Raw genomic sequence first — 24,370 nt, 5'->3', positions numbered from 1 at the left:
GCTGAACGGAGCATCGCAACATCTGCTCCATTTTCTTCTGACCGCTGGCAATAAAAAAGCCGCCTCAACAATGAGGCGGCTTTTTTATCTATTTGAAGGAATTAGGATCTAGAACTTTTAACTCTAAACCTTAAACTTAAAACTCCTTATTCTTCTTCATCAAAGGTCATTGCTTCGCGGGCTGTAGTAAGCAATTCATATTCTTCCTTGCTACCTACGATCATGTTCTCGAAGTCTCTCAGACCAGTACCCGCAGGTATGGCGTGACCAGTGATCACATTCTCTTTCAGACCCAGCATCTCATCGGTTTTACCCATGATAGCTGCAGAACTCAACACCTTAGTTGTTTCCTGGAATGAAGCTGCAGAGATCCAGCTTTGTACACCCAGTGACGCTTTGGTGATACCCAGCAACAATGGAGATGATGTAGCAGATTGAGCATCCCGGTATTCAACCAGCTTCCTGTCAGAACGGCGAAGGATAGAGTTTTCTTCTCTTACTTCACGCAGGCTAACGATCTGCCCGGCTTTCAACTTAGTGCTTTCACCTGAGTCAACCACCACTTTCTTATCAAAGATCCAATCGTTCTCTTCGTTGAAATCGATTCGGTCAACAGTATCTCCTTCAAGGAAACGTGTATCGCCCGGATCTTGTATCTCAACCTTCTTCATCATTTGACGAACGATGGTCTCAATGTGCTTATCGTTGATACGCACACCCTGCAAACGGTATACTTCCTGGATCTCGTTCACTACGTACTCTTGTACAGCAAACGGTCCTTTGATAGCAAGAATATCTGCAGGAGCGATAGAACCATCAGAAAGAGCAGTACCAGCTTTTACGAAGTCACCATCTTGTGCAAGGATCTGGCGGGTAAGAGGTACAAGGTACTTCTTGATTACTCCATCTCTTGCTTCAACAATGATCTCGCGGTTACCACGCTTAATGTTACCGAAGCTTACAACACCATCAATTTCTGATACAACCGCAGGGTTGCTTGGGTTACGCGCTTCAAACAATTCAGTTACACGTGGAAGACCTCCGGTGATATCTCTTAGTTTACCTAACACCCTTGGAATTTTCACCAGTACTTGACCTGGCTTCACTTCCTCGCCTTGCTCAAGAACGATGTGGCTACCTACAGGTAGGTTGTACATCTTGGTTTCTTTCGCACCTTCTACTATCAATCCTGGGATCTTGGTCTTATCTTTTGTTTCTATAACAACTTTCTCACGGTGTCCTGTTTGCTCATCAGCCTCTTCACGGAAGGTTACACCTTCAATGATGTTTTCAAACTTGATAGCACCTGGGATTTCCGCAACGATAACGTTGTTGAACGGATCCCATGAACAGATCACATCACCTTTGGTTACTTTCTGCCCGTCTTTTACTTGCAGTGTAGAACCGTAAGGAATATTGTTGGTGATCAGGAGACGATCGTTCTTCACGTCCATGATACGCACCTCACCGGTACGACCAATAACGATCTTCACTTTGTCGCCTTCCTGGTTGTGTGCATCTACAGTACGTAGACCATCAAACTGGATAGTACCATCGAACTTAGCATTCAATGTACTTTCTACAGAAGCCGATCCGGCCACACCACCCACGTGGAAGGTACGTAGTGTAAGCTGTGTACCTGGTTCACCGATTGACTGTGCAGCAATTATACCTACAGCATCACCACGTTGAGCTGTGTAACCAGTTGCAAGGTTTTTACCATAGCAACGTACACATACACCACGCTTAGCTTCACAAGTAAGAACTGAACGTATCTCTACAGTTTCAATTCCTGCTTCTTCGATGTTCTTAGCGATGTCTTCATTTATCTGCTGTCCTGCTTCTACAAGTAGCTCATCCGTTACCGGGTTTAGTACAGTGTGTAGAGAGGTACGGCCAAGGATACGGTCAAACAATGGTTCAATCACGTCCTCGTTATCTTTTAGTGCACTGGTAGCAATACCACGCAGTGTACCACAATCTTCTTCAGTTATTACAACGTCCTGGGCAACGTCAACCAGACGACGAGTTAGGTAACCCGCATCCGCTGTTTTCAACGCCGTATCCGCAAGACCTTTACGAGCACCGTGGGTAGAGATGAAGTAATCCAATACGTTCAGACCTCCTTTGAAGTTTGAAAGGATCGGGTTCTCAATGATCTCGTTTCCGCTGCTACCACTCTTACGAGGTTTAGCCATCAGACCCCTGATACCAGCAAGCTGCTTGATCTGCTGCTTACTACCACGAGCTCCTGAGTCAAGCATCATGTACACAGAGTTAAAGCCCTGCTTGTCTGCTGCCATCTCACGGATCAACGTTTCAGTAATACGGGTATCCACACGAGACCAGATATCGATGATACCATTGTAACGCTCGTTGTTGGTGATAAGACCCATGTTGTAGTTGTCCCAAACCTCTTCTACCTCAGCCTTGGCGTTATCCAGCAATTGCTCTTTCACGTCAGGGATGATAAGGTCGTTGATGTTGAACGACAAACCACCTTTGAAGGCCATTCTAAATCCTAGTGTTTTGATATCATCGAGGAATTTAGCGGTCTTAGGAACGTTCGTGATCTTGATGATATCACCAATGATCTCACGAAGGCTCTTCTTGGTCAATAGTGCATTTACAAAACCAACTTCTTTTGGAACAAATTGGTTGAACAATACACGACCAACAGTAGTATCAATTAATTTATTATCAAGGTTGCCCTTGTTGTCGCGAACCAGTGTTTTCACCCTGATGTGCGCGTGCAGGTCAACCTTCTTTTCGTTGTAAGCAATGATCACTTCATCCATAGAATAAAATGCCCTGCCTTCGCCTTGTACTTTTACTTCTTCAGTGCTCTTACGCCCCTTGGTGATGTAATACAGACCCAGTACCATGTCCTGTGAAGGAAGGGTGATAGGTGTACCATTTTGTGGGTTAAGAATGTTGTGAGAAGAAAGCATCAGCAACTGCGCTTCTAGGATGGCAGCATGGCTAAGTGGTACGTGTACCGCCATCTGGTCACCATCGAAATCCGCGTTGAACGCTGTAGTAACAAGTGGATGAAGCTGTATCGCCTTTCCTTCGATCAACTTAGGCTGGAACGCCTGGATTGACAACCTGTGGAGGGTTGGGGCACGGTTCAGCATGATCGGGTGACCCTTCAGGATGTTCTCAAGGATATCCCAAACAACTGCTTCCTTCTTATCCACTAACTTCTTAGCAGATTTCACAGTCTTTACTATACCTCTTTCAATCAGCTTACGAATAATGAATGGTTTGAAAAGCTCAGCTGCCATGTCTTTTGGAAGACCGCACTCATGCATTTTCATTTCAGGACCTACCACGATAACCGAACGACCAGAATAGTCAACACGCTTACCTAACAGGTTCTGACGGAAACGACCTTGCTTACCTTTCAATACATCAGAAAGAGATTTAAGGGCACGTCCACCTTCAGCTTTAACAGCGTTTGATTTTCTTGAGTTATCAAACAAGCTATCGATAGCTTCCTGTAACATCCTCTTCTCGTTACGCAAGATCACCTCTGGTGCTTTGATCTCTAACAAACGCTTCAAACGGTTGTTACGGATGATCACACGACGGTATAAATCGTTCAAATCAGAAGATGCGAAACGACCACCATCAAGAGGAACTAGCGGACGCAGTTCTGGTGGAATAACAGGAATATATTGCATCACCATCCACTCAGGGCGGTTAGTGATACGAGTATTAGCATCACGGAAACTTTCAACTACACTCAAACGCTTCAGCGCATCGGCCTTACGTTGTTGTGAAGTTTCGTTAGCCGCAGCATTACGAAGATCAAATGAAAGTTGATCCAGGTCAATTCTTGCCAACAGGTCATGAACTGCTTCAGCACCCATCTTAGCAATGAACTTATTTGGATCTTCATCAGGCAAATATTGGTTGTCTTTAGGAAGTGCATCCAGGATATCCAGGTACTCTTCTTCCGTCAACAGGTCACCAAAATTTTGTCCTTTATCAGCACGGATACCAGACTGGATAACTACAAAACGCTCGTAGTAAACGATGGTCTCTAATTTCTTAGAGCTCATTCCTAACAGGTAACCAATCTTATTTGGCAAAGACTTGAAGTACCAGATGTGAACTACAGGCACCACCAGTTTGATGTGACCCATTCTTTCACGACGTACTTTCTTTTCTGTAACCTCAACACCACAACGGTCGCACACGATACCCTTGTAACGGATACGCTTGTACTTACCGCAAGCACACTCATAATCCTTCACCGGACCAAAAATCCTTTCGCAGAACAAACCATCTCTTTCAGGCTTATACGTACGATAGTTGATAGTCTCAGGCTTTAAAACCTCGCCGAAGCTCTTCTCAAGAATGCTGTCGGGAGACGCCAAACCAATCGTGATCTTAGAAAACGTTGGCCTTGGACGGTTATCTCTTTTATTCATTGCCATATATCGTAATTACGATTTTACTTTTTTGTTTCCAGCTTCCGTTCGCTATTCAACTTCCGTTGCGTCGCACACTTCAGCTGTTTGTTTGCTGTTCATCGGCCTAAAGGATTAAAGTGCCTCACTCTCAAAGAGTGAGGCACTTCTTTATAGGCTAGTCAAACTTCAGATCAAGACCCAAACCTCTCAATTCATGTACAAGTACATTGAATGATTCTGGGATACCTGCTCTTGGTATATTCTCACCTTTTACAATTGCTTCGTAAGTCTTAGCACGTCCGATGATATCATCCGACTTCAGCGTCAACAATTCCTGCAAGATGTTAGATGCACCATATGCTTCCAGTGCCCAAACCTCCATCTCACCAAAACGCTGACCACCAAATTGTGCCTTACCACCCAGAGGCTGCTGCGTGATCAAGCTGTACGGTCCGATAGAACGTGCGTGCATCTTGTCATCAACCATGTGGTGAAGCTTAATTACGTAGATGATACCAACTGTAGCTTTCTGGTCAAAACGATCCCCGGTTTCTCCATCATACAGGTAAGTATGACCAAAGCTTGGAAGACCTGCTTCAGCTATCTTATCAGCGATCTCTTCAGTGGTAGCACCGTCGAAGATCGGCGTAGCGAATTTCAATCCTAACTTCTCTCCTGCCCAACCAAGAACGGTTTCGTAAACCTGTCCGAGGTTCATACGGCTAGGTACACCAAGTGGGTTTAGAACGATATCAACCGGGGTTCCGTCTTCAAGGAATGGCATGTCTTCAGCTCTTACTATCTTAGCAACAATACCTTTGTTTCCGTGACGACCCGCCATCTTATCACCCACTTTCAGCTTACGCTTAACAGCCAGGTAAACTTTAGCAAGCTTCAATACACCAGCAGGTAATTCATCACCTATTGATACGTTGAACTTCTCTCTCTTATAACGTCCTAATTCTTCGTTGTACTTAATGTTGTAGTTGTGCAACAGAGTGTTGATCTGGTCATCAATCTTAGCATCACCAGTCCATCCTAGAGGATTTACGTTCTGGTAATCGATCTGGCTAAGGTTCTTCTGGTTGAACTTAGAACCTTTACCGATCAATACTTCACCGAAGTTGTTGCTTACACCAGCTGAAGGTCTTTCCTTCACCAGTGTTTGCAGTTTGTCCAGTAACACTTCCAGTTGATCAGCTACATTCTTTTCGTGTACTTTCTCGATCTTCTCAAGAATAGCTTTCTCACGAACTTTTGTATTCTTATCCTTCTTAGCACGCTGGAATAGTTTCTTATCAATAACCACACCTTCTGTACCAGATGGAGCTTTCAAAGAAGCATCTTTTGCATCACCAGCTTTATCACCGAAGATCGCTCTCAACAACTTCTCTTCAGGAGTTGGATCGCTTTCTCCTTTTGGAGTGATCTTACCAATGATGATATCACCTTCTTTTACCTGGGCACCAATACGGATGATACCGTTCTCGTCCAGGTCTTTAGTAGCATCTTCACTTACGTTAGGAATGTCTGGAGTAAGCTCCTCTTCACCCAACTTAGTATCACGTACTTCCAGTTCAAATTCTTCGATGTGAATAGAAGTATACCAGTCTTCACGAACTACTTTTTCGTTGATAACGATCGCATCCTCGAAGTTGTATCCTTTCCAAGGCATGAATGCCACTTTCAGGTTTCTACCAAGTGCTAATTCGCCATCTTTTGTTGCATATCCTTCAGTAAGGAAATCTCCAAGCTTAACTACTTGTCCTTTCTTCACCGCAGGACGAAGGTTGATACAGGTAGCCTGGTTGGTTTTGATGAACTTGGTCAGTTTGTAAACGATCAGGTCCTCTTCAAATGAAACCAGTTTCTGCTCTTCGTTTCTTGTGTAGCGAACGTGTATTTCTTTAGCATCCACGAATTCTACTACGCCATCACCTTCTGCGTGGATCTGGATACGTGCATCGCGTGCTGCCTTTCCTTCCAAACCTGTACCCACAATTGGAGCTTCAGGACGGATAAGCGGAACAGCCTGGCGTTGCATGTTCGATCCCATCAAGGCACGGTTAGCATCATCGTGCTCAAGGAATGGAATAAGAGAAGCACTCAAACCAACGATCTGGTTAGGCGCAACATCCATGTATTCCACGTCGTTTTTATCAAGTATAGGGAAGTCACCAGTTTCACGGCTAACTACGCGCTCTTCTGCAAACTCGCTGTTGTCGTTTAATGGAGAACTAGCCTGCGCAATTTTCTTTTCGTCTTCTTCTTCAGCACTCAGGAAAGTAAGATTTTTCATGTCTACTTTACCCTGTGTAACCTTGTGGTATGGGGTCTCGATGAAGCCCATATCGTTGATCTTAGCATGTACACAAAGTGTAGAGATCAGACCAATGTTTGGACCTTCCGGAGTTTCGATGGTACACAGACGGCCGTAGTGGCTATAGTGTACGTCACGAACCTCAAAACCAGCTCTTTCACGACTTAAACCGCCGGGTCCAAGTGCGGAGATACGACGCTTGTGCGTGATCTCACTTAGAGGGTTTGTTTGGTCAAGGAACTGGGATAATTGAGATGTACCAAAGAATGAGTTGATAACAGATGACAATGTACGGGCGTTGATCAGGTCAACCGGGGTAAATACCTCGTTGTCACGTACGTTCATTCTTTCACGAATGGTACGAGCCATACGGGCAAGACCTACACCAAACTGCGCATATAATTGTTCACCCACAGTACGTACACGACGATTGCTCAGGTGATCAATGTCATCGATCTCAGCCTTACTGTTCGTCAAACGAACCAGGTACTTGATGATCTCGATGATGTCATCTTTGGTTAATACCTTCTTCTCAAGCGGGAAGTTCAGGTTCAACTTACGGTTGATCTTGTAACGACCAACTTCACCTAAGTCATAACGCTTGTCAGAGAAGAATAATTTATCGATAATACCACGGGCAGTTTCATTATCCGGAGCATCAGCACCACGCAATTGACGGTAGATGTGCTGAACAGCTTCCAGTTCACTGTTCGAAGTATCTTTATTTAAAGTGTTGTAGATGATAGAGTAGTCACCGCTCACTTCTTCTTTCTGGATGAATACGCTCTTCACGTCCATTTCAGAAATAGTTTCGATTGCGTTCTCATCAAGGATCGTATCACGCTCCATCACCACTTCGTTACGCTCAATAGATACTACTTCACCGGTATCCTCGTCAACGAAGTCTTCTACCCATGTACGAAGTACACGCGCAGCTAATTTTTTACCCAGATAATTATCAAGGGTCTTCTTTTCAGCCTTTACTTCATCAGCCATGCCGAAAAGCTCCAGGATATCCTTATCTGTTTCAAAACCGATTGAACGAAGTAAGGTAGTTACAGGAAACTTTTTCTTACGGTCGATGTAAGCATACATCACGTTGTTGATGTCGGTAGCAAATTCCATCCACGCACCTTTGAAAGGAATTACCCTTGCAGAGTAGATCTTGGTTCCGTTTGGATGGATAGACTGACCAAAGAATACACCTGGTGAACGGTGTAACTGGCTTACTACTACCCTTTCAGCACCATTTACAACGAAAGTTCCGCGTGGTGTCATGTAAGGGATATTTCCTAAGAACACATCTTGAACGATGGTCTGGAAATCAACGTGTTCCTCGTCATTACAGCTCAAACGAAGTTTGGCTTTCAGAGGAACAGCATAGGTTAAACCACGCTCCATACACTCATCAATAGAGTAACGGGGCGGATCAATGAAATAATCCAGGAATTCCAATACGAAAATGTTGCGGGTATCGGTGATCGGGAAGTTCTCCTTGAACACACGGAATAAACCCTCAACGTTACGCTTATCAGGCGTTGTTTCTAATTGGAAAAAGTCTTGGAATGATTGTAACTGAATGTCGAGTAGGTCAGGTGTTTCAGATAAGTTTTTGATCTTCCCGAAACTAACCCTGTTCTGAACTTTAGTTGAAGACATATTAATATTTAACCGGTTTTAGACTTTATGGCTCAGGCAACTCACTACTAAAAAAGCAATGATCTATTTGCAGCACAACAGATAAAATGGCCATCTCTGAATATGCTATTGCTAATTTGCCTAAAATAAAAGGAATGCAAAGGTAAGGTTTGCCGAGAAATGGCAAAAAACAATTTTTGTACCACAACGATTATTGTGGAAAAGTAAAGTTAAACCCGTAGAAGATGAATAAACCAGTCAGGTGTTATTGAATTGTAGCTGCAAGATAGGGTGTATTTATGCAAACTGTAAAGGGCTACCAGAATTTTTAATTGAAAACAGCCGGCAAAACCGGCTGTTTAATATTTGCATCTTACCAGATTTTAGCCCGTTGTTCGGCTGGTTTGTACATCTTATCTCCCGGCTTTACATTGAATGCCGAATAAAAAGGTTCAAAGTTAGAAAGCGGTCCATTTACCCGGTATAACTCTGGAGAATGCGGATCGGTTGTAACACGAACACGCATGGTCTCATCGCGGTTCATTATCCGCCATACCTGTGCAAAGCCCAAAAAGAAACGCTGATCAGGCGTAAAACCATCAATCTTCTCGTTGCTTTTACCTTGTTCAGTCATTTTAAATGCATCATAGGCAATGGCAAGACCACCAATATCAGCAAGGTTCTCACCTAGCGTCAGTTTGCCATTCAAATGCACACTGTCGAAAATGGTGTAGTTATCATATTCCTTAATTACCATTTCAGCTTTTGTATTGAACTTATTCGCATCGCCAGAAGTCCACCAATCCTTCAGGTTTCCTTCAGCATCATACTGGCGTCCCTGGTCATCAAACCCGTGTGTGATCTCGTGGCCTATCACCATTCCGATGCCGCCGTAGTTGATGGCATCATCAGCGCCCGCATCAAAAAACGGCCATTGAAGAATGCCTGCCGGAAAAACGATCTCATTGAACGTTGGATTGTAATAAGCATTTACTGTAGCTGGAGTCATCCCCCACTCACTCTTATCAACTGGCTTTCCAATCTTTTCTATGTTCTCTTTAAAATCATGTCGGCCAATAGCCTGGTTATTTTCGAAGAAGTTGTTGCGGCTTATTTTCACATCATCATAGCTTTTCCATTTGTCAGGATAACCGATCTTTTTCATAATGGTATTGAGCTTTGCCAAAGCTTTCTGGCGGGTAGAGTCGCTCATCCAGTCGAGCTTGTTCAGACGGTTCTTGAAAGCTTCCTGGAGATTATTTACCAGTTCATCCATCCGCTGCTTGGCTTCAGGAGTGAAATGTTTCTTTACATAAAGCTGGCTTAGCAGATCCTTTAAGCCGTTATCACTTAAATCCACTATTGTTTTCCAACGCTCCTTCTGAACTTTCTGCCCACTGAATGTTTTACCGAATTCAAAGGAAGCATCGCGGAAAGCTTTGCTCAACGCGTCGGTGTTGCCGCTTATGTAGTCAAACTTCATCTTGCTTTTCCATGCTTCTATAGGTTGAGTAGCAAGTAGTGTACTGAGTGCAGCATAATATTTAGGCTGTCCTACATTCAAACTATCAACCTTTAACCCTAGTGTACTGAACACGTTGCTCCAGCCCACTTTTGGAGAAAGCTTCTCCAATTCAGCTATTGTCATCTTGTTGTAGTTCTTCACGGGGTCGCGTAATTCGGTGGGCAACAGGTGACTTTTAGCTATCTCAGTTTCCAGCTTCAATACATCTGCAGCCTGTTTAGCAGCAGTGGTACTGTCTGCACCTGTAAGCATGTAAAGTTTGGTAGCATACTCTACCATCTTTTGCCGTTGCATGGTTGTAGTGGAGTCCTTGCGAGTATAGTATTCCTTCTCAGGAAGCGTAAGACCTGTTTGATAGAGGTTCAGAATATTGATGGTGCTATTCTTTTCATCTGCACCTACATAATAACCAATGAGTGAGCCATCATTCGTTTTATCAAGCTCCATATTCAGCGCTACCAGCTCCTGGTAAGTTTTTACAGCATCTATTTTCTGCAGAACCGGCATTAGTGGCTGAGCACCTTTTTGTTCTAATGCTGCGGTATCCATACCGCTTGCATAAAAGTCTCCTACCTTTTGCTCCAGGCTTCCTTTTGCTGCATTTTTATTATTAGCAGCTTCTTCCAATATAGCTTTTAGCTTTTGCTGGTTTTCGGTATACAAGGTATAGAAGCTGCCCCATCCACTTTGATCATCGGGTATGGTGGTGGCTTTAACCCAACCGCCATTTGCAAACTGAAAAAAATTGTCTCCGGGTTTAACGGTGGTATCCATACCAGCAACATCGAAATAGGTAGCGCCTTTAACTTTAGCAGTAGAGTTGGAATTACAAGCTGCCAGGAAAGAAAGCACAGCAGCTAAAACGAGGTTAGTTTTATTCATAAAAGGTTTAAACGTTTGAATGCTAAAGTGAGAAGAAAAGGTGAAGTGGCAAAACCATTGATCAATAATGAAGTACGGGAAGGTTTGGGAAGTGATATAGAAACAAATCGTTTATAAACATGTTCTTGTGTTTGGTTTCTAATTCTTGTTGTGTATGAACTGTCATGCGCTAAAGAAATTGAAACAACAGTTCCTTCATGCTCTCCTGTTGAAAGGAGCGTCGCAACAACTATTGCTATTTATTCAACTGCTGGTCACCACCTACACTTAAGAGTCCGTAACGAGTGATAATAAAAAGAGGCTGCTCCTTGGGAGACAGCCTCTAATATTTACTATGAAAAGCTAATTACTTAACTTCTACTTCAGCACCAGCATCTTTCAATTTAGCTGCAATTTCTTCAGCTTCTGCTTTAGCTACACCTTCTTTGATTGGCTTAGGAGCGCTATCAACAAGGTCTTTTGCTTCTTTCAGACCAAGACCAGAAAGATCTTTAACGATCTTAACAACGTTCAATTTAGAAGCACCAGCGCTTACCAAAATAACGTCGAAAGAAGTTTTCTCTTCAACAGCAGCAGCACCGCCACCACCATCGCCAGAAACTACAACTGCAGCAGCAGCTGGTTCAATTCCGTACTCAGATTTAAGGAAATCAGCAAGTTCTTGTACTTCCTTTACTGTTAAGCTTACTAATGATTCAGCTAGTTGTTTTACGTCAGCCATTTGTTTGAATTTTTCCCCCCTTCACGGCTTAGTGCTCCGGAGGATGATTAAAAAAATATTCTTTATTGATTTGGAAATGCGAGCATTTGAAAAGGATCAGACCTCTCTTTCCATCAGATCTTAATTGATTTTGAAGTCGTGGCATTTGCCACATCTTCAATCTTTAGATTTATTCAGCCGCTGGTGCTTCAGGAGCACTTGCTTCAGGAGCAGCTGCATCTGTTGCAGGAGCTTCTGTAGTTGCACCTTCAGCTTTTTGCTCGTGGTGGTGCAACAAAGCAGCCAATACACGCTTAGCAGGTGATTGCAACAATCCGATAACCTCACCGATCAATTCGTTCTTAGTCTTGATCTTAGTTAGAGTTACCAGGTTCTCGTCACCGCTGTACACATCGCCATTGATGAAAGCAGCTTTCAGAACAGGCTTTGGGTTGTTGTTGTCTTTGCGGAAAGAGCTGATGATAAGAGCCGGCTCTTTAGGATTTTCAGAAAACAACAGGGCAGTTACTTTATGAAGGCTATCATAAACGCCAGCATATTTCTCAGCATCCAAACCTTCTAGTGCTTTGCGGATAAGAGTATTCTTTGCCACCTGCATTTCTACGTCTTTGCTAAAACATGCACGGCGAAGATTACCAACCTGTGCAACAGTCAAAGATTCAGTATCAGTTACGTAGAAGTTATTGTATTGATTAAACTTTTCTTTCAAAAGCTCAATCACTTCATTTTTTTCAGTCTTTGTCATAACGCTTGTTTAAAACCGTGACCGGCTTAGATGAATGATTTTGTGTCTACAGTGATACCAGGGCTCATGGTGCTAGCCATGCTTAAGCCTTTCAGGTAAGTACCTTTAGCTGCAGATGGTTTAAGTTTTATGATTGCCTGAACGAATTCAGTAGCGTTTTCAGCAAGTTTTTCAGGAGCAAAAGATACGCGGCCGATAGAAGCATGGATAATACCAGCTTTATCAACTTTGAATGCGATCTTACCACCCTTAACTTCATTTACAGCACCGGCTACATCGTTAGTAACAGTACCTGTTTTAGGGTTTGGCATCAGGTTACGAGGACCTAACACTTTACCTAAACGACCGATCTTAGGCATTACAGACGGAGTAGCGATAATAACGTCTACATCAGTCCATCCACCGTCGATTTTTGAAATGAATTCATCTAATCCTACGTAATCAGCACCAGCTTCTCTTGCAGCAGCCTCTTTATCAGGTGTGCAAAGAACCAATACGCGTTTTGTTTTACCAGTTCCGTGAGGAAGCGTTACCGTACCACGCACTTGTTGGTCAGCTTTCTTAGGATCTACACCCAAACGAACGTGTACATCCACAGAGCTGTCAAACTTTGTGCAGTTTACTTCTTTCACCAAAGACGCTGCGTCTTTAAGTGTGTAAACTTTATTTTTATCAACCTTAGCTGCTACAGCTTTTCTTTTCTTAGTGATTGCCATTTTTAATGATGTTTTGTTTCTCCTTTACAGAAGAATGATCAATTAATTTTCCCATGGAGCTTTACCGTCAACAGTAAGACCCATGCTACGAGCAGTACCGGCAACCATACGCATGGCGCTTTCCTTAGTAAAACAGTTCAGGTCAGCCATCTTATCAGTAGCGATAGCATCTACCTGCTCCCATGTTACTTTACCAACCTTACTACGGTTAGGCTCTTTGGAACCACTTTGAATTTTTGCTGCTTCCATCAACTGAACAGCTGCAGGAGGAGTTTTGATAACGAAGTCGAAAGACTTGTCGCCATAAACGGTGATCAAAACAGGAAGTACTTTTCCCATTTTATCTTGAGTTCTAGCATTGAACTGCTTGCAGAACTCCATGATGTTTAGACCTTTTGAACCAAGGGCTGGTCCAATTGGAGGTGCAGGGTTTGCCTGGCCACCTTTACATTGCAACTTAACGTAGCCTGTAATTTCTTTTGCCATGTTTTCTTTTTTTGGTGATAACGTTCAGCCAATACAGCTAAACTCCCAATTCACTATTTCTATCGAAAGAACTTTTTTGGGACGGCAAAGGTAAGGGGTGATGACCTTTGGAAAAAATTAAAAATGTAAAAGTAATCTAAAGGTAGTGGTAACCAACGGCACAACCTTGATGAAGCAGTGGTTGCGACGCTCCGTTCATCTGCATTTTCTCTTATCAGCAGCTTTCTCCTCCTTAGTTGGTAAATTTGCTGAAACGTCACAAATGTCAGCCATTCCAAAACAATACATCAGCGAGCAGGACTACCTGGAGCAAGAACGCCTGGCAGAGCATAAAAGCGAATACTTTAATGGTGAAGTGTTTGCCATGGCAGGCGCGTCAGAAAGCCACAACAGTATTGTCGCCAACACCATAGCATCTCTTCATCCCACTCTGCGTGGGAAGTCATGTAAGATTTACCCAAGCGACTTACGTGTATACAACCCGCAAAACGGACTTTACACCTATCCGGATATTTCCATTGCTTGTGGCGAAAGAAAATTTACAGATGATACTTTAGATACACTTACTAATCCCACCGTACTTATTGAAGTTCTCTCCCCTTCCACTGAAGATTATGACCGTGGCACTAAGTTCAAACTCTACCGCAGTATCCCATCACTCCAAAACTATGTGCTCATCAGCAGTATGGAGTACCAGGCAGAAGTATACACGAAAAGTGGTGAAAGCTGGATACTTACAACAGCAAAAGGAAGAGAAGCAAAACTTTATATTAGCGCAATACAGTTAGACCTGCAGCTTGAAGATGTATACGCACAAGTGGATATAGACGCTGAACAAGCAAAGTAGTCCCAACCCAAATTTTGAAATAGAAAACGAATTGCGCCAAAACAAAAAAGGTGGCCTTTTGCCACCTTTCAATCTCTTTATAGTTGATTATAGTACTACTATACCATCTGCCTGTAGTACCACTTCTTTCTTCGGCTCTTTTATTTTTTCTATCTCTTCTTTGCTTTTCCCAGCGTCCTCAGCATAATGTCTCAATTGAGCAACGCTTGTTTCTTTCAGCTGCGCTTCACCAGCCACTACTATTGTTTTACCATTCATTACGGTAGGGACAAAAAACTTATGATCTTTCATACGCACCATGATGGTACCGTCTCCATTCTTCATTCTTAACCAACAACCTTCAGCTTCACATACCTGAACTACTTCTCCTTGTACCTTCACTTGCACCTTCTCCCCTTCTTTACCTTTTAAACTTTTAACCATATCAGCTACCGGTACAGCTTTTTCGGCAGTAATATCAGCACCGAACTTTGCACCTTTATCAGCAGGAACATTAGGCGGCTGCGCCATAACAACAGAAACGGTTACCAAAGCAATAGCGAGGGAAAGGATTTTTTTCATGTTTTTGAATTTTGAAGTAAAAATAAAGCCGCAGTTGTTTGCTGCGGCTTAAGATATAGAAAATATTATTTATCCTAGTTTTTCTACCTGCATATAGTTCAATTCTACAGGTGTTGAACGTCCGAAGATCTTTACAGTAACCTTCAGTTTCTTCTTTTCATCGTTCACTTCTTCTATCACACCATTAAAGTCGTTGAACGGTCCTTCAATGATCTTGATAGTTTCACCAACAATAAAAGGTTCATTCATGGTGATACCTTGATCACTCATTTCATCTACCTTACCCAACATCTTGTTCACCTCACTTTTACGAAGCGAAATGATGTTGCCCTTAGAACCTTTACCATCCGTTAAGAAGTGCATTACATTGCTGATGTTGCTGATGTGCTGCACCATATCATCGTTTAGTTTGCCATCACTTACTTCAAGTAATACATAACCAGGATAATAGTTCTTCTCACGCATTACCTTCTTACCATTCTGCACCTTGTACACCTTTTCCATTGGTAAGAAAACCTGCTTGATGGTTTCGCTCCAGCCGCTACGGTTCACTTCCTTATCAAGGTGCTCCTTTACCTTCCGTTCTTTACCACTTACTACACGCAAAACATACCACTTGGTAAGATCCAGTGGTTCATTTTGTTCCTGCGTATTAGCAGTAGCTTGTTCTATGTTATTAGTATCTTCCATTAGTTAAAACAAAGAATAAATAAGCTTCAATAAATTTTGTGAAGCAAAGTCCATTACCCACACCAAAGCCGTGATAATGATGGTAGCAACCAGAACAATGATAGTTGATTGCTGTAACTGCAGCCAACTAGGCCATGTTACTTTCTCCGTCAGCTCCAGGTAACTCTCTCTAAAGTAATTTGAGATCTTGTTCATTATAGGTTTAAAGTTTTAGGTTCAAGTTTTAAGGTTTAGCCTAAAGTCTTCAACTTTAAACTAGAAACCTCAAACCTCAAACATTTCTCTGCACGGGCACAAGGATTCGAACCCTGATCAAAGGTTTTGGAGACCTCTATTCTACCATTGAACTATGCCCGTAAAATCAGTATGAAATACTAAGGTAAGGAGTTACCCTGTACATCCTACTATAAAAGAACTTTTAAAAGTGCTAAAAAGTGCTCGTTACGATGAACGAGCACTTTTTAGCTATGTTTTGTACTGAGTACTAATTGATTACTTCAGGATTTCAGTTACCTGACCAGCACCTACTGTACGACCACCTTCACGGATAGCGAATTTCAAACCTTTCTCCATCGCGATCGGCTGGATAAGTTTAACAGTCAATGAAGTGTTATCACCAGGCATAACCATTTCAGTTCCTTCAGGAAGTACACACTCACCAGTTACGTCAGTAGTACGGAAGTAGAACTGAGGACGGTACTTGTTGAAGAATGGAGTGTGACGTCCACCTTCTTCTTTGCTAAGTACGTAAACCTCACCTTTGAATTCAGTGTGCGGAGTGATAGAACCTGGCTTACAGATAACCATACCACGACGGATTTGAGTTTTCTCAATACCACGCAATAGCATACCTGCGTTGTCACCAGCTTCACCTTGGTCAAGAAGTTTCTTGAACATTTCAACACCAGTGATAGTAGAAGTCAATGGAGCATCCATCAAACCTACGATTTCAACAGGCTCACCAACTTTGATACGACCTCTTTCGATACGACCAGTAGCAACAGTACCACGACCAGTAATAGAGAATACGTCCTCTACTGACATAAGGAATGGCATATCAACCGGACGAGGAGGAAGAGGAATGTAGCTATCAACTGCATCCATCAATTCAGAGATCTTCGCAACCCACTTTTCTTCACCAGCAAGAGCGCCAGTAGCAGAACCTTGGATGATTGGAGTATTATCGCCATCAAATCCGTAAGAGCTTAACAGATCACGGATTTCCATTTCAACTAGTTCAAGTAATTCAGGATCATCAACAAGGTCAACCTTATTCATGAAAACCACAAGCTGAGGTACACCTACCTGGCGAGCAAGAAGGATGTGCTCTTTAGTTTGAGGCATAGGACCATCAGTAGCAGCCACCACAAGGATAGCACCGTCCATCTGAGCAGCACCAGTGATCATGTTCTTAACATAGTCAGCGTGACCAGGACAGTCAACGTGCGCATAGTGACGATTCTGTGTTTGGTATTCTACGTGAGCAGTATTAATAGTGATACCCCTTTCTTTTTCTTCAGGTGCACCATCGATATCATCGTAGTTTTTCTTTTCCGCTAGACCTTGTTTTGACAAAATATCGGTGATAGCGGCAGTCAAAGTTGTTTTACCGTGGTCAACGTGACCAATAGTACCAACGTTAACGTGAGGTTTCTCCCTCTTGAAGGTCTCTTTTGCCATTTTTATTTGTTTTAGATTGTGGTTTTAAATTTTAAAAACCTGCTTTCGCGGGTGCAAAAGTAGGTTTTTCTTATTTCTTTTGGTAACCCAACTTCAAATCTACTATGTAGCTGCCGTTGCGTCGCACTCTTGTACTGTTGAAGCATCAGTCGCCAGGTATCATTCATCATAAGAGATTGATAGCTGATGCTGATAGCTTAATCTTGAACGTAGAGCTGTTGATGAGAATTGAACTCACGACCTCTTCCTTACCAAGGAAGTGCTCTACCCCTGAGCTACAACAGCTTTTAAAAGTCATTGAGTCAGTGGGCCATCAAGTCAGAAAGTCGGAATGCAAAATCCTTATGACCATTGACCTAATGTCTAAATGACTATTCCTATAAGAGCGGGAGACGAGGCTCGAACTCGCCACCTATAGCTTGGAAGGCTATCGCTCTACCAAATGAGCTACTCCCGCTTGAATTGCTGATTTGGTGATTGCTGATCTTGAGATTGTAAATCACAACATCAATAAATCTAAAATCAGAAATAAAGATCTGTGGGCAGGAGAGGATTCGAACCTCTGAAGTCGAAAGACAGCGGATTTACAGTCCGCCCCATTTGGCCGCTCTGGAACCTGCCCTTTTGTTTGACTGTTAACCAACCAAACAAAAAGAGCCGAAGAAGGGAGTCGAACCCACGACCTGCTGATTACAAATCAGCTGCTCTACCAACTGAGCTACTTCGGCTACTTATTTTACAAATGTTCTTTAGAACACATTGTTTATCAATCTTTGAAAGAACTTGCTTTTCAGCTACCCCCTGTGTTTTTCGGGATGGCAAAGGTAAGAGAAAACTTGAATTACCAAAATTTTGAAAAACTTTTTTCTAAGTATTTTTTCAAAGACTTCATATACAAAATTCCGCTACTGTTTACCAAGATGTGGAATAGCTTTTCCAGGCTCCAAAGAATGATACTTTACGCGGATTGAATCCCCTGGCAATTCAACGTTTTTAATAATGGCGCTATCCTGGTATTGTGTGCCGTTTACCTGGTACTGGTACTTTATCAGCAACATATTATCGTTAGCTTCTTTGCGTTCAAATATTCTTGCTTTTACTTCCTGCTGCGTATTGCAACTAAGTAAAACAGTTGATAAAAAGAAACCGCCAATGATGCAATACTTTTTCATGCTGCAAAAGTGCAATAAAAAAGGCCTCAAATTGAGGCCTTGAAGTCTTTTTATGCTGCTTGTTTTTGCTTTTGTCGTTTTATCTGGTTTATCATGGAGTCCAGTGCATTCTCAAATGATTCTTCAAAAGATTTAGAGGAAGCTTTTACAAAAAAATCGTGTCGTGGAATGTGAACGCGGATCTCAGCAACTTTATCTTTAATCGTGTGAACTACATTATCAAGTTTGAGGTAGACATCAATTTTGGTTATTCGGTCGTGAAAGGTTGTTAGTTTTTCTATTTTCCTATTTACATAATCTAATAGTTTCTCGTCTGCATTAAAATGCACAGTTTGAATGTTTACGTTCATAACATCGCTGTTTTTACGGTTTATAATTAAAGAACTAAGCGTACATTTTTACCATAAGCATCCCTGTTTTCAGGTTCGTATGAAGTTATATTATCTAACCCATACTTCCACTTTTGTTTTGGCAATTTTTTTCAATTTTTAAGCTTTGTAGAAATAGCAATTTCAAGCAAAAAATTGACCTAGTAAATGACGTAAATCATTGGAAACAAGTACCTAAGCTTTAGGATGCGCTTGCTTATGAATGTTCTTTAGCTTATCGATGGTATTATGCGTATAAACCTGAGTAGCTGCCAAGCTGCTGTGGCCAAGAAGTTCTTTAACGGCGATAAGATCAGCGCCATTATTGGTTAAGTGGGTGGCAAAAGTATGACGAAGAACGTGGGGGCTTTTCTTGTTTAGCGTGGTCACATAACCTAAATGTTCTTTTACTACCAGGTAAACGAATTTTGGATAAAGCGACTTTCCTTTCTCTGTCACCAACAGGTGATCACGCTCATTCACCAGGTTCTGTTCTTTTTTTAATTTGAGGTAAGCTTTTACCTGGTCTAAAACATCTTTCCCTACCGGGATGATCCGCTCCTTATTACCCTTCCCTAAAACTTTTACCTGTTGATTGTACAGGTCAACATGCTGTGTCTTTAGCGTAATTAGCTCATTTAAGCGGATGCCTGTAGCGTACAGAAGGGAAATGATCAATTTGCTGGTTATGCCCTTCCAATCATCTGGGAACTCTACATGAGTTTGTAGGGTAGCCATTTCAGTCTCAGCTACAAAAGAAGGCAGGCGTTTATTGATCTTGGGTGCCACAATGGTTGCCATTGGTGATTTTTCAAGTTCACCCGATCGCATTAGGAACTTGAAAAAAGATTTGAGGGAAGATATCTTACGATTGATCGTTTTAGCTGTGGCTTTATCGTTGCGCATAGAAGCCAGCCACGACCTTACCTGGGTAGCAGTAACAGCTTGCAAGGGTACACCCTCGTACGTGTACTGCAGATAATCAATAAGCTGGTATAGATCTGTTTTATATGACAGAATAGTATGCTGGGAATACCGCTTTTCAAATTGAAGGTACTCAAGGAATTTCTGTAGTTGATCGTATTCAGGTATAGACATAAAAAAAACTGTCAGCATAAAGTTCATGACTTTACCGCTGACAGTAAATTATGTGAGGAAAACCGAAAGGAAATAAAAATTATTAACTATCGAATTCGCCGTTCGCCATTTTTTGACGGTAGACTGCTTTCAACACTTCAGTTCTGCGTTGTACAGAAGGTTTAGTGTAAGACTGACGAGCCCTTAATTGCAATAAGACTTTTGATTTCTCGAATTTCTTCTTGTACTTCTTGAGCGCTTTGTCAATGTTCTCGCAATCCTTTGAGTCAATAATTAGCATTTGTGATACCTCCTTAGGTAATTTTTATTTTAAAATAGGCGGCAAAGATAGGATTACAACTGAAACCGCCAAATTCAAATAAATTAAAAATGGATAATGCGGTTAAATTTGCCTCCATGTTTACAGGAATAATAGAAGCTTTAGGCAAGGTTAGGAAGATTGAACACACCGGAACCAACACTACATATTGGATACAATCCCCTATTTCTCATGAACTTAAGGTAGACCAGAGCGTTGCGCACAGCGGGGTTTGCCTGACTGTTGAAGAGATAATGGGGGACCGACACAGGCTAACTGCAATTGCAGAAACATTGGAAAAAACCAACCTAAAACAATGGAAAGAAGGCACGCTTGTTAACCTGGAAAGATGTCTTACCATGAATGGCCGGTTGGATGGCCACATTGTTCAAGGACATGTAGACTGCACAGCCACTTGTATAGAAAAATTAGATAAAACAGGCAGCTGGGAATTCACTTTTGAGTTTCCTGTACAGTTTGCTGCCCTGGTCATCGAAAAAGGTTCTATCAGCCTGAACGGTACAAGCTTAACCATCTTCAATGTTGGGCATAACCAATTTACCGTAGCTATCATCCCTTACACCTATGAGCATACCAGCATTGGACAGGTAGAAGTAGGAACAGAAGTAAACCTGGAGTTTGATATGATCGGCAAGTATGTAGCCCGCATGAACCAGCTTAAACAAGTATAGAAACTAGAGTTGCTGACGCTTAGCGGCCATCCTTTTGGTGATATAGATGAATATAGTATCCGGCAGGTTCTTCATCAGGAAAGCCACCAGCCGCCATCTTTTAGAAACAACGACTTTACGCTTTTTTGCCTCTATTGCGCTTGCTATTTGCATGCAGATCTTACCCACAGGCATCATCCAGAATTTTCCGCCGCCTTTGGCCATAGATGTATCTACAAAACCTGGTTTTACATCCGTAATCACTATGTCTTTTCCCAATGAAATAGCTTGCAGGTTTAAGCTCTCAGCATAACTGCTAACAAAAGCTTTTGAAGCATTGTAAGAGGGTGCACTACTGCCCCCGCGCAAAGCAGCTATGGACGAAATAATAGCTACCTGCCCCCTACCCAGCTGGACAAAATAATTGAAGATGTGTCCTACTGCTTTAGCACAGGCCGTAACGTTCGTGGCTATAACTTTTTCATCTATTTCCCAATCTGGCTGAACAGAGATTTCGCCAATGCCAGAACAGTAAATGAATAGATCTAAACCTCCCAGCCGCTGTACCAGTTCATCAATATGCTGCAGGTTGTCGGCTGCTGTGATGTCAAAACAAAAAGTAATGACCTGTTGCGGAAATGATTGTTGTATTTCTTGTAGAAGATGTCCTCTGCGCCCTGTGATGCCTACGCTCCAGCCTTTGGCAGCATAGAGTTCTGCCAATCCTTTACCAATACCTGAAGTAGCGCCTATGATGATGACCTTTCTCAAGCTTTACTAACAATGTTGTTGTAGGAGTTCCTGTCGGCATCCCATTGGTAGTAGCCGAACATTTTAGAGGTTACCCACCTGCCAAAGTATTTCTCAAACGAGCGGTACAGCACCACGTCGTACTTGCGGTGGAAGTTGATCCAGCAGGCGTTGCAGTTGTGAACGTACTCTTTCTGCAGTGCCTGTGTAGGCTTAGAATTGAAGATATCGTCCAACGACTGGTTGTTCACGTTACCAATCATTACATCAAGGTTTTGGCATATCGGAACATCGCCATTGGGAAGAATAACAAGACTATCCAAGATGCTAAAGCATTTCAGCTTCAGTTCCTTCTTTCGCCACTCGTCGTACAGCACCAGGAAGTCGTAATTCTCAGCAAATTCCTTGATTATGGGCGGCAGGTTATTACGTACATCCGTATGCTGCTTTCGTACTTCCTGCACTTCTACTGTATCGTTCAGGCTGAAAGGATTTACTCCCGGATTTACCTGGTTAAAAGCACGATCCTTAACCGTTTTTACTTTTTTGAAAGTAAGTGGCTCTTCATTTTTAAATACACCTACAGCTGTTTCGTGCGCTTGCTGTATGGTATCAAAAAAGGCAATGTCGTTATATACGCCGATCCTCAAGTCTATGCCATATTTCTTGCACACCTCGCCCACGTGCTGCATATCAGAAAAATCATTAAAGGGCGACAGCGTGAACATTAGTGACATCGGCACAATCTTATGAAGCGCCTCGATTACCCTTATGATACCCTCATAGCCATCTTTGCCACGCATGTAGTAGTAGGTGTCTTTATCTCCATCGAGCGAAATATATAACCTCCGGGGTGGGTATTTCTTCACAGCTTCAATAAGCGAGTCTGGCTTTAAACCATTGGAGAGCAGGTCGAAGTTCTTGTGGTGCTCGGTGTACCACTTCAGTATGTCCATTGAGTCAGGATGCAGCAAAAACTCTCCTCCCTCGAGCCCAATAGTCGTGTTCTTGGTCACGCACTTACTGTGCATGATCTCGATGATCTTCTCCTTAGAAAGGTAATTTACCGGGCGTTTCGCCCAAATGAGACAATGTTTGCAGGCTGAATCACAGAGGTCGGTACCATAGATCATTAAAGTAGCCAGTTTTTTATTACCCGGAAAAGCCTGGTTATTTAAGAAAGTCAGTCCCCTGTTTATATAATTCTTAGCCCCGTACATACACACATTTAAGGAAGCAATGATACCACTTTGTTTCTATTCCAATATAAAATAGCAGCAGCCGGATCTCTTTTTACCTGTTTCGTAACTGGCACTCCATTAGCTAAACTATCTACCTTAAAAGCAGTAAGTGTAATAGTAACGGCAGGTGGCAGCCGCAGTCCTTCGTCGCCCTGTAATACCGGTAATATTCCTTGCGGATGCTCCATAGCATCTTTGTACAACAGGTAATTTATCACCCGCACATCACCAGGTATATTGTGAATTTGCAGTGCTTCATACAGGCCATTCCTAAACACAAAACTGCCTTCTATGGCGTCGGGCATATTGATGAAGTAGATGGGCCTGGAAGCATTTTGGCGAATGCTATTGAAAACCTCCGTCATGGCAGTGTCGGCTTTTACCCAATTTTTATTCGTACGCTTCAGGAAGTAGAAATTAGCCAGTACCAGCAATGAACTTGTAGCCACTACAATCTTTTTAGAGGAGGTAGTAATGCAAAGCAAAAAAGCAACAATGGCACAAAGAAAATACGAAGGAAAATACAACAACCTGTCGCCATCGCTGGTGTGAGTGTCTATACCAAACGCAGTTGGCAGAATGTGCGCCACCAGCAGGAACAACCACAGCAGAATATAGAATTGCAAATGCCGCCGCCGGTACCTGAACACCAGCACGAATGAAACGATGATCACGGTAAAAACCAGGCAGAACAACACCACCAACAGCAGGTTGTTGTGTAACGGTGGAACAAACAAGCGACCGAACGACTTAATGAACTTTGCAGCATAATTCGTCTGGTTTTCGCCAAACATATCCTTGCCATAATTACCTGCAAAAACACCCGCAACCGTCAATCGCACCACCATGTGCAAAGCCAGTGTGACAGCATATGGCAACACTGCAATGAAAGCTTTCTTCCATGTAGTATAGTACCAGGCGGCGAAGAAAATAATACCCGGGATAACGATAATAGACTCGTAAGAAGCAAGGCCAATGAAATAGCATGCACAGGAGGCAGCTATCTTGGCTTTGTAGGATAAATTGCTAAAGAAGAAATAGAGACTGAGGATACCAAAGAAATTCGCCACCATTGAAGCTCTTCCAACGATCCATGTGATGGACTCTGTATGAAAAGGATAAGTAACAAAAAGCATAGCCCCTATAAAAGCTGCAGCTTGTTTTTGAGGCTGTTTTAGCTCCAACAAATGCTGCAATGTCTTGTACAACAAAAAAGCATTTATACCATGTAGCAAAACATTGAACAATCGAAATCCAAAAGCATCATACCCGGAAGTGTAATAGCTAAAGAGCAGGGTAAGATCTGAAAGCGGCCTGAAGAATCCCGGTGCCCAGAATATTTTATCGATCGTTAACCGGTACAGGACATGGTAATCATCTGAAAAGAAATTCAGCCACAGCACATCCCAAAAGCAGGCGAGTGATGCCACCAGCATTAGTACCAATACTCCCAGGTCCTTTACGATCGATCGTTTACTCAAAATTTTTCTGTTTTCCTTCCTTAACTGTTTGTTCCAACAATGCTGTCATATTCACCCTG

Annotated in this window: 20 protein-coding genes and 5 tRNA genes; 2 read left to right on the top strand and 23 right to left on the bottom strand. The window is 42.5% G+C overall.

The genetic code is table 11. From position 1 onward, the window contains the following. Positions 1-146 precede the first annotated feature (146 nt). The 7 genes from rpoC to rplK form a co-directional block, all read right to left on the bottom strand. On the bottom strand, positions 147-4,445 hold the full coding sequence (gene rpoC / locus J4N22_RS06040) for a DNA-directed RNA polymerase subunit beta' (RefSeq protein ID WP_207492814.1): 4,299 nt from the start codon (positions 4,443-4,445) through the stop codon (positions 147-149). Positions 4,446-4,596: 151 nt separating this feature from the next. Then, positions 4,597-8,400 carry a DNA-directed RNA polymerase subunit beta gene (gene rpoB, locus J4N22_RS06035; RefSeq protein WP_207492812.1) on the bottom strand — a complete coding sequence of 1,268 codons (3,804 nt, stop codon included), beginning with the start codon at positions 8,398-8,400 and terminating at the stop codon, positions 4,597-4,599. A 352-nt stretch (positions 8,401-8,752) separates the two neighbouring features. Further along, positions 8,753-10,786, bottom strand: a complete 2,034-nt coding sequence (locus J4N22_RS06030) for a M13 family metallopeptidase (RefSeq protein WP_207492809.1) — start codon at positions 10,784-10,786, stop codon at positions 8,753-8,755. 346 nt (positions 10,787-11,132) lie between these two features. Then, positions 11,133-11,507 carry a 50S ribosomal protein L7/L12 gene (gene rplL, locus J4N22_RS06025; RefSeq protein WP_207492807.1) on the bottom strand — a complete coding sequence of 125 codons (375 nt, stop codon included), beginning with the start codon at positions 11,505-11,507 and terminating at the stop codon, positions 11,133-11,135. A gap of 169 nt (positions 11,508-11,676) precedes the next feature. Continuing rightward, positions 11,677-12,252 carry a 50S ribosomal protein L10 gene (gene rplJ, locus J4N22_RS06020; RefSeq protein ID WP_207492805.1) on the bottom strand — a complete coding sequence of 192 codons (576 nt, stop codon included), beginning with the start codon at positions 12,250-12,252 and terminating at the stop codon, positions 11,677-11,679. A gap of 26 nt (positions 12,253-12,278) precedes the next feature. Beyond that, on the bottom strand, positions 12,279-12,968 hold the full coding sequence (gene rplA / locus J4N22_RS06015) for a 50S ribosomal protein L1 (RefSeq protein ID WP_207492802.1): 690 nt from the start codon (positions 12,966-12,968) through the stop codon (positions 12,279-12,281). Positions 12,969-13,010: 42 nt separating this feature from the next. After that, positions 13,011-13,454 carry a 50S ribosomal protein L11 gene (gene rplK / locus J4N22_RS06010; protein WP_207492800.1) on the bottom strand — a complete coding sequence of 148 codons (444 nt, stop codon included), beginning with the start codon at positions 13,452-13,454 and terminating at the stop codon, positions 13,011-13,013. A 262-nt stretch (positions 13,455-13,716) separates the two neighbouring features. Here rplK and J4N22_RS06005 point away from each other — a divergent pair, with 262 nt between their 5' ends. Next, a complete protein-coding gene (locus J4N22_RS06005) occupies positions 13,717-14,301 on the top strand; it encodes a Uma2 family endonuclease (RefSeq protein WP_207492798.1) in 585 nt (194 codons plus the stop codon). A gap of 87 nt (positions 14,302-14,388) precedes the next feature. Here the strand turns inward: J4N22_RS06005 and J4N22_RS06000 are convergent, their stop codons facing one another. The 13 genes from J4N22_RS06000 to rpsU all read right to left on the bottom strand — a co-directional run bounded on the left by J4N22_RS06000 (position 14,389) and on the right by rpsU (position 20,150). Continuing rightward, a complete protein-coding gene (locus J4N22_RS06000; protein ID WP_207492796.1) occupies positions 14,389-14,862 on the bottom strand; it encodes a DUF4920 domain-containing protein in 474 nt (157 codons plus the stop codon). Positions 14,863-14,931: 69 nt separating this feature from the next. Then, positions 14,932-15,552 carry a transcription termination/antitermination protein NusG gene (gene nusG, locus J4N22_RS05995; RefSeq protein ID WP_242692070.1) on the bottom strand — a complete coding sequence of 207 codons (621 nt, stop codon included), beginning with the start codon at positions 15,550-15,552 and terminating at the stop codon, positions 14,932-14,934. Positions 15,553-15,555: 3 nt separating this feature from the next. Continuing rightward, positions 15,556-15,747, bottom strand: coding sequence for a preprotein translocase subunit SecE (gene secE, locus J4N22_RS05990; protein ID WP_207492793.1), 192 nt, complete (start codon positions 15,745-15,747; stop codon positions 15,556-15,558). Between the two features lie 91 nt (positions 15,748-15,838). Further along, positions 15,839-15,909 (bottom strand) — tRNA-Trp (locus J4N22_RS05985). A gap of 135 nt (positions 15,910-16,044) precedes the next feature. Continuing rightward, entirely contained in the window at positions 16,045-17,232 is a 1,188-nt protein-coding gene (gene tuf / locus J4N22_RS05980; protein ID WP_207492791.1) for an elongation factor Tu, read from the bottom strand. A gap of 213 nt (positions 17,233-17,445) precedes the next feature. Beyond that, a tRNA-Thr gene (locus J4N22_RS05975) sits at positions 17,446-17,517 on the bottom strand. 99 nt (positions 17,518-17,616) lie between these two features. Further along, positions 17,617-17,689 (bottom strand) — tRNA-Gly (locus J4N22_RS05970). Positions 17,690-17,771: 82 nt separating this feature from the next. Further along, positions 17,772-17,854 (bottom strand) — tRNA-Tyr (locus J4N22_RS05965). A 33-nt stretch (positions 17,855-17,887) separates the two neighbouring features. Beyond that, positions 17,888-17,960: transfer RNA gene (locus J4N22_RS05960), tRNA-Thr, on the bottom strand. Positions 17,961-18,137: 177 nt separating this feature from the next. Next, complete coding sequence (locus J4N22_RS05955) at positions 18,138-18,404, bottom strand: hypothetical protein (protein WP_207492789.1); 267 nt, start codon at positions 18,402-18,404, stop codon at positions 18,138-18,140. A gap of 50 nt (positions 18,405-18,454) precedes the next feature. After that, the gene (locus tag J4N22_RS05950; protein ID WP_207492787.1) at positions 18,455-18,754 is read right to left on the bottom strand and encodes an HPF/RaiA family ribosome-associated protein; all 300 of its coding nucleotides are present in this window, start codon (positions 18,752-18,754) and stop codon (positions 18,455-18,457) included. A gap of 213 nt (positions 18,755-18,967) precedes the next feature. Further along, the gene (locus J4N22_RS05945; protein WP_242692069.1) at positions 18,968-19,888 is read right to left on the bottom strand and encodes a tyrosine-type recombinase/integrase; all 921 of its coding nucleotides are present in this window, start codon (positions 19,886-19,888) and stop codon (positions 18,968-18,970) included. A 64-nt stretch (positions 19,889-19,952) separates the two neighbouring features. Further along, the gene (gene rpsU, locus J4N22_RS05940; protein WP_207492785.1) at positions 19,953-20,150 is read right to left on the bottom strand and encodes a 30S ribosomal protein S21; all 198 of its coding nucleotides are present in this window, start codon (positions 20,148-20,150) and stop codon (positions 19,953-19,955) included. Positions 20,151-20,266: 116 nt separating this feature from the next. Here rpsU and J4N22_RS05935 point away from each other — a divergent pair, with 116 nt between their 5' ends. Beyond that, complete coding sequence (locus J4N22_RS05935) at positions 20,267-20,860, top strand: riboflavin synthase (RefSeq protein WP_207492782.1); 594 nt, start codon at positions 20,267-20,269, stop codon at positions 20,858-20,860. Between the two features lie 3 nt (positions 20,861-20,863). Here the strand turns inward: J4N22_RS05935 and J4N22_RS05930 are convergent, their stop codons facing one another. From J4N22_RS05930 to J4N22_RS05920, 3 genes are read right to left on the bottom strand one after another with little or no spacing between them, the layout of a single operon-like run. Beyond that, the gene (locus J4N22_RS05930; protein ID WP_207492780.1) at positions 20,864-21,610 is read right to left on the bottom strand and encodes an SDR family NAD(P)-dependent oxidoreductase; all 747 of its coding nucleotides are present in this window, start codon (positions 21,608-21,610) and stop codon (positions 20,864-20,866) included. Beyond that, positions 21,607-22,809, bottom strand: coding sequence for a radical SAM/SPASM domain-containing protein (locus tag J4N22_RS05925; protein WP_207492778.1), 1,203 nt, complete (start codon positions 22,807-22,809; stop codon positions 21,607-21,609). The genes J4N22_RS05930 and J4N22_RS05925 overlap by 4 nt, the downstream gene beginning before the upstream one ends. An 8-nt stretch (positions 22,810-22,817) precedes the next feature. Continuing rightward, on the bottom strand, positions 22,818-24,311 hold the full coding sequence (locus J4N22_RS05920; protein ID WP_207492777.1) for a hypothetical protein: 1,494 nt from the start codon (positions 24,309-24,311) through the stop codon (positions 22,818-22,820). Positions 24,312-24,370: the final 59 nt, after the last annotated feature.

Source organism: Aridibaculum aurantiacum, from assembly GCF_017355875.1.
In the GTDB taxonomy this organism is placed as follows: domain Bacteria; phylum Bacteroidota; class Bacteroidia; order Chitinophagales; family Chitinophagaceae; genus Segetibacter; species Segetibacter aurantiacus.
This window is presented reverse-complemented; position numbering and strand designations above follow the sequence as displayed.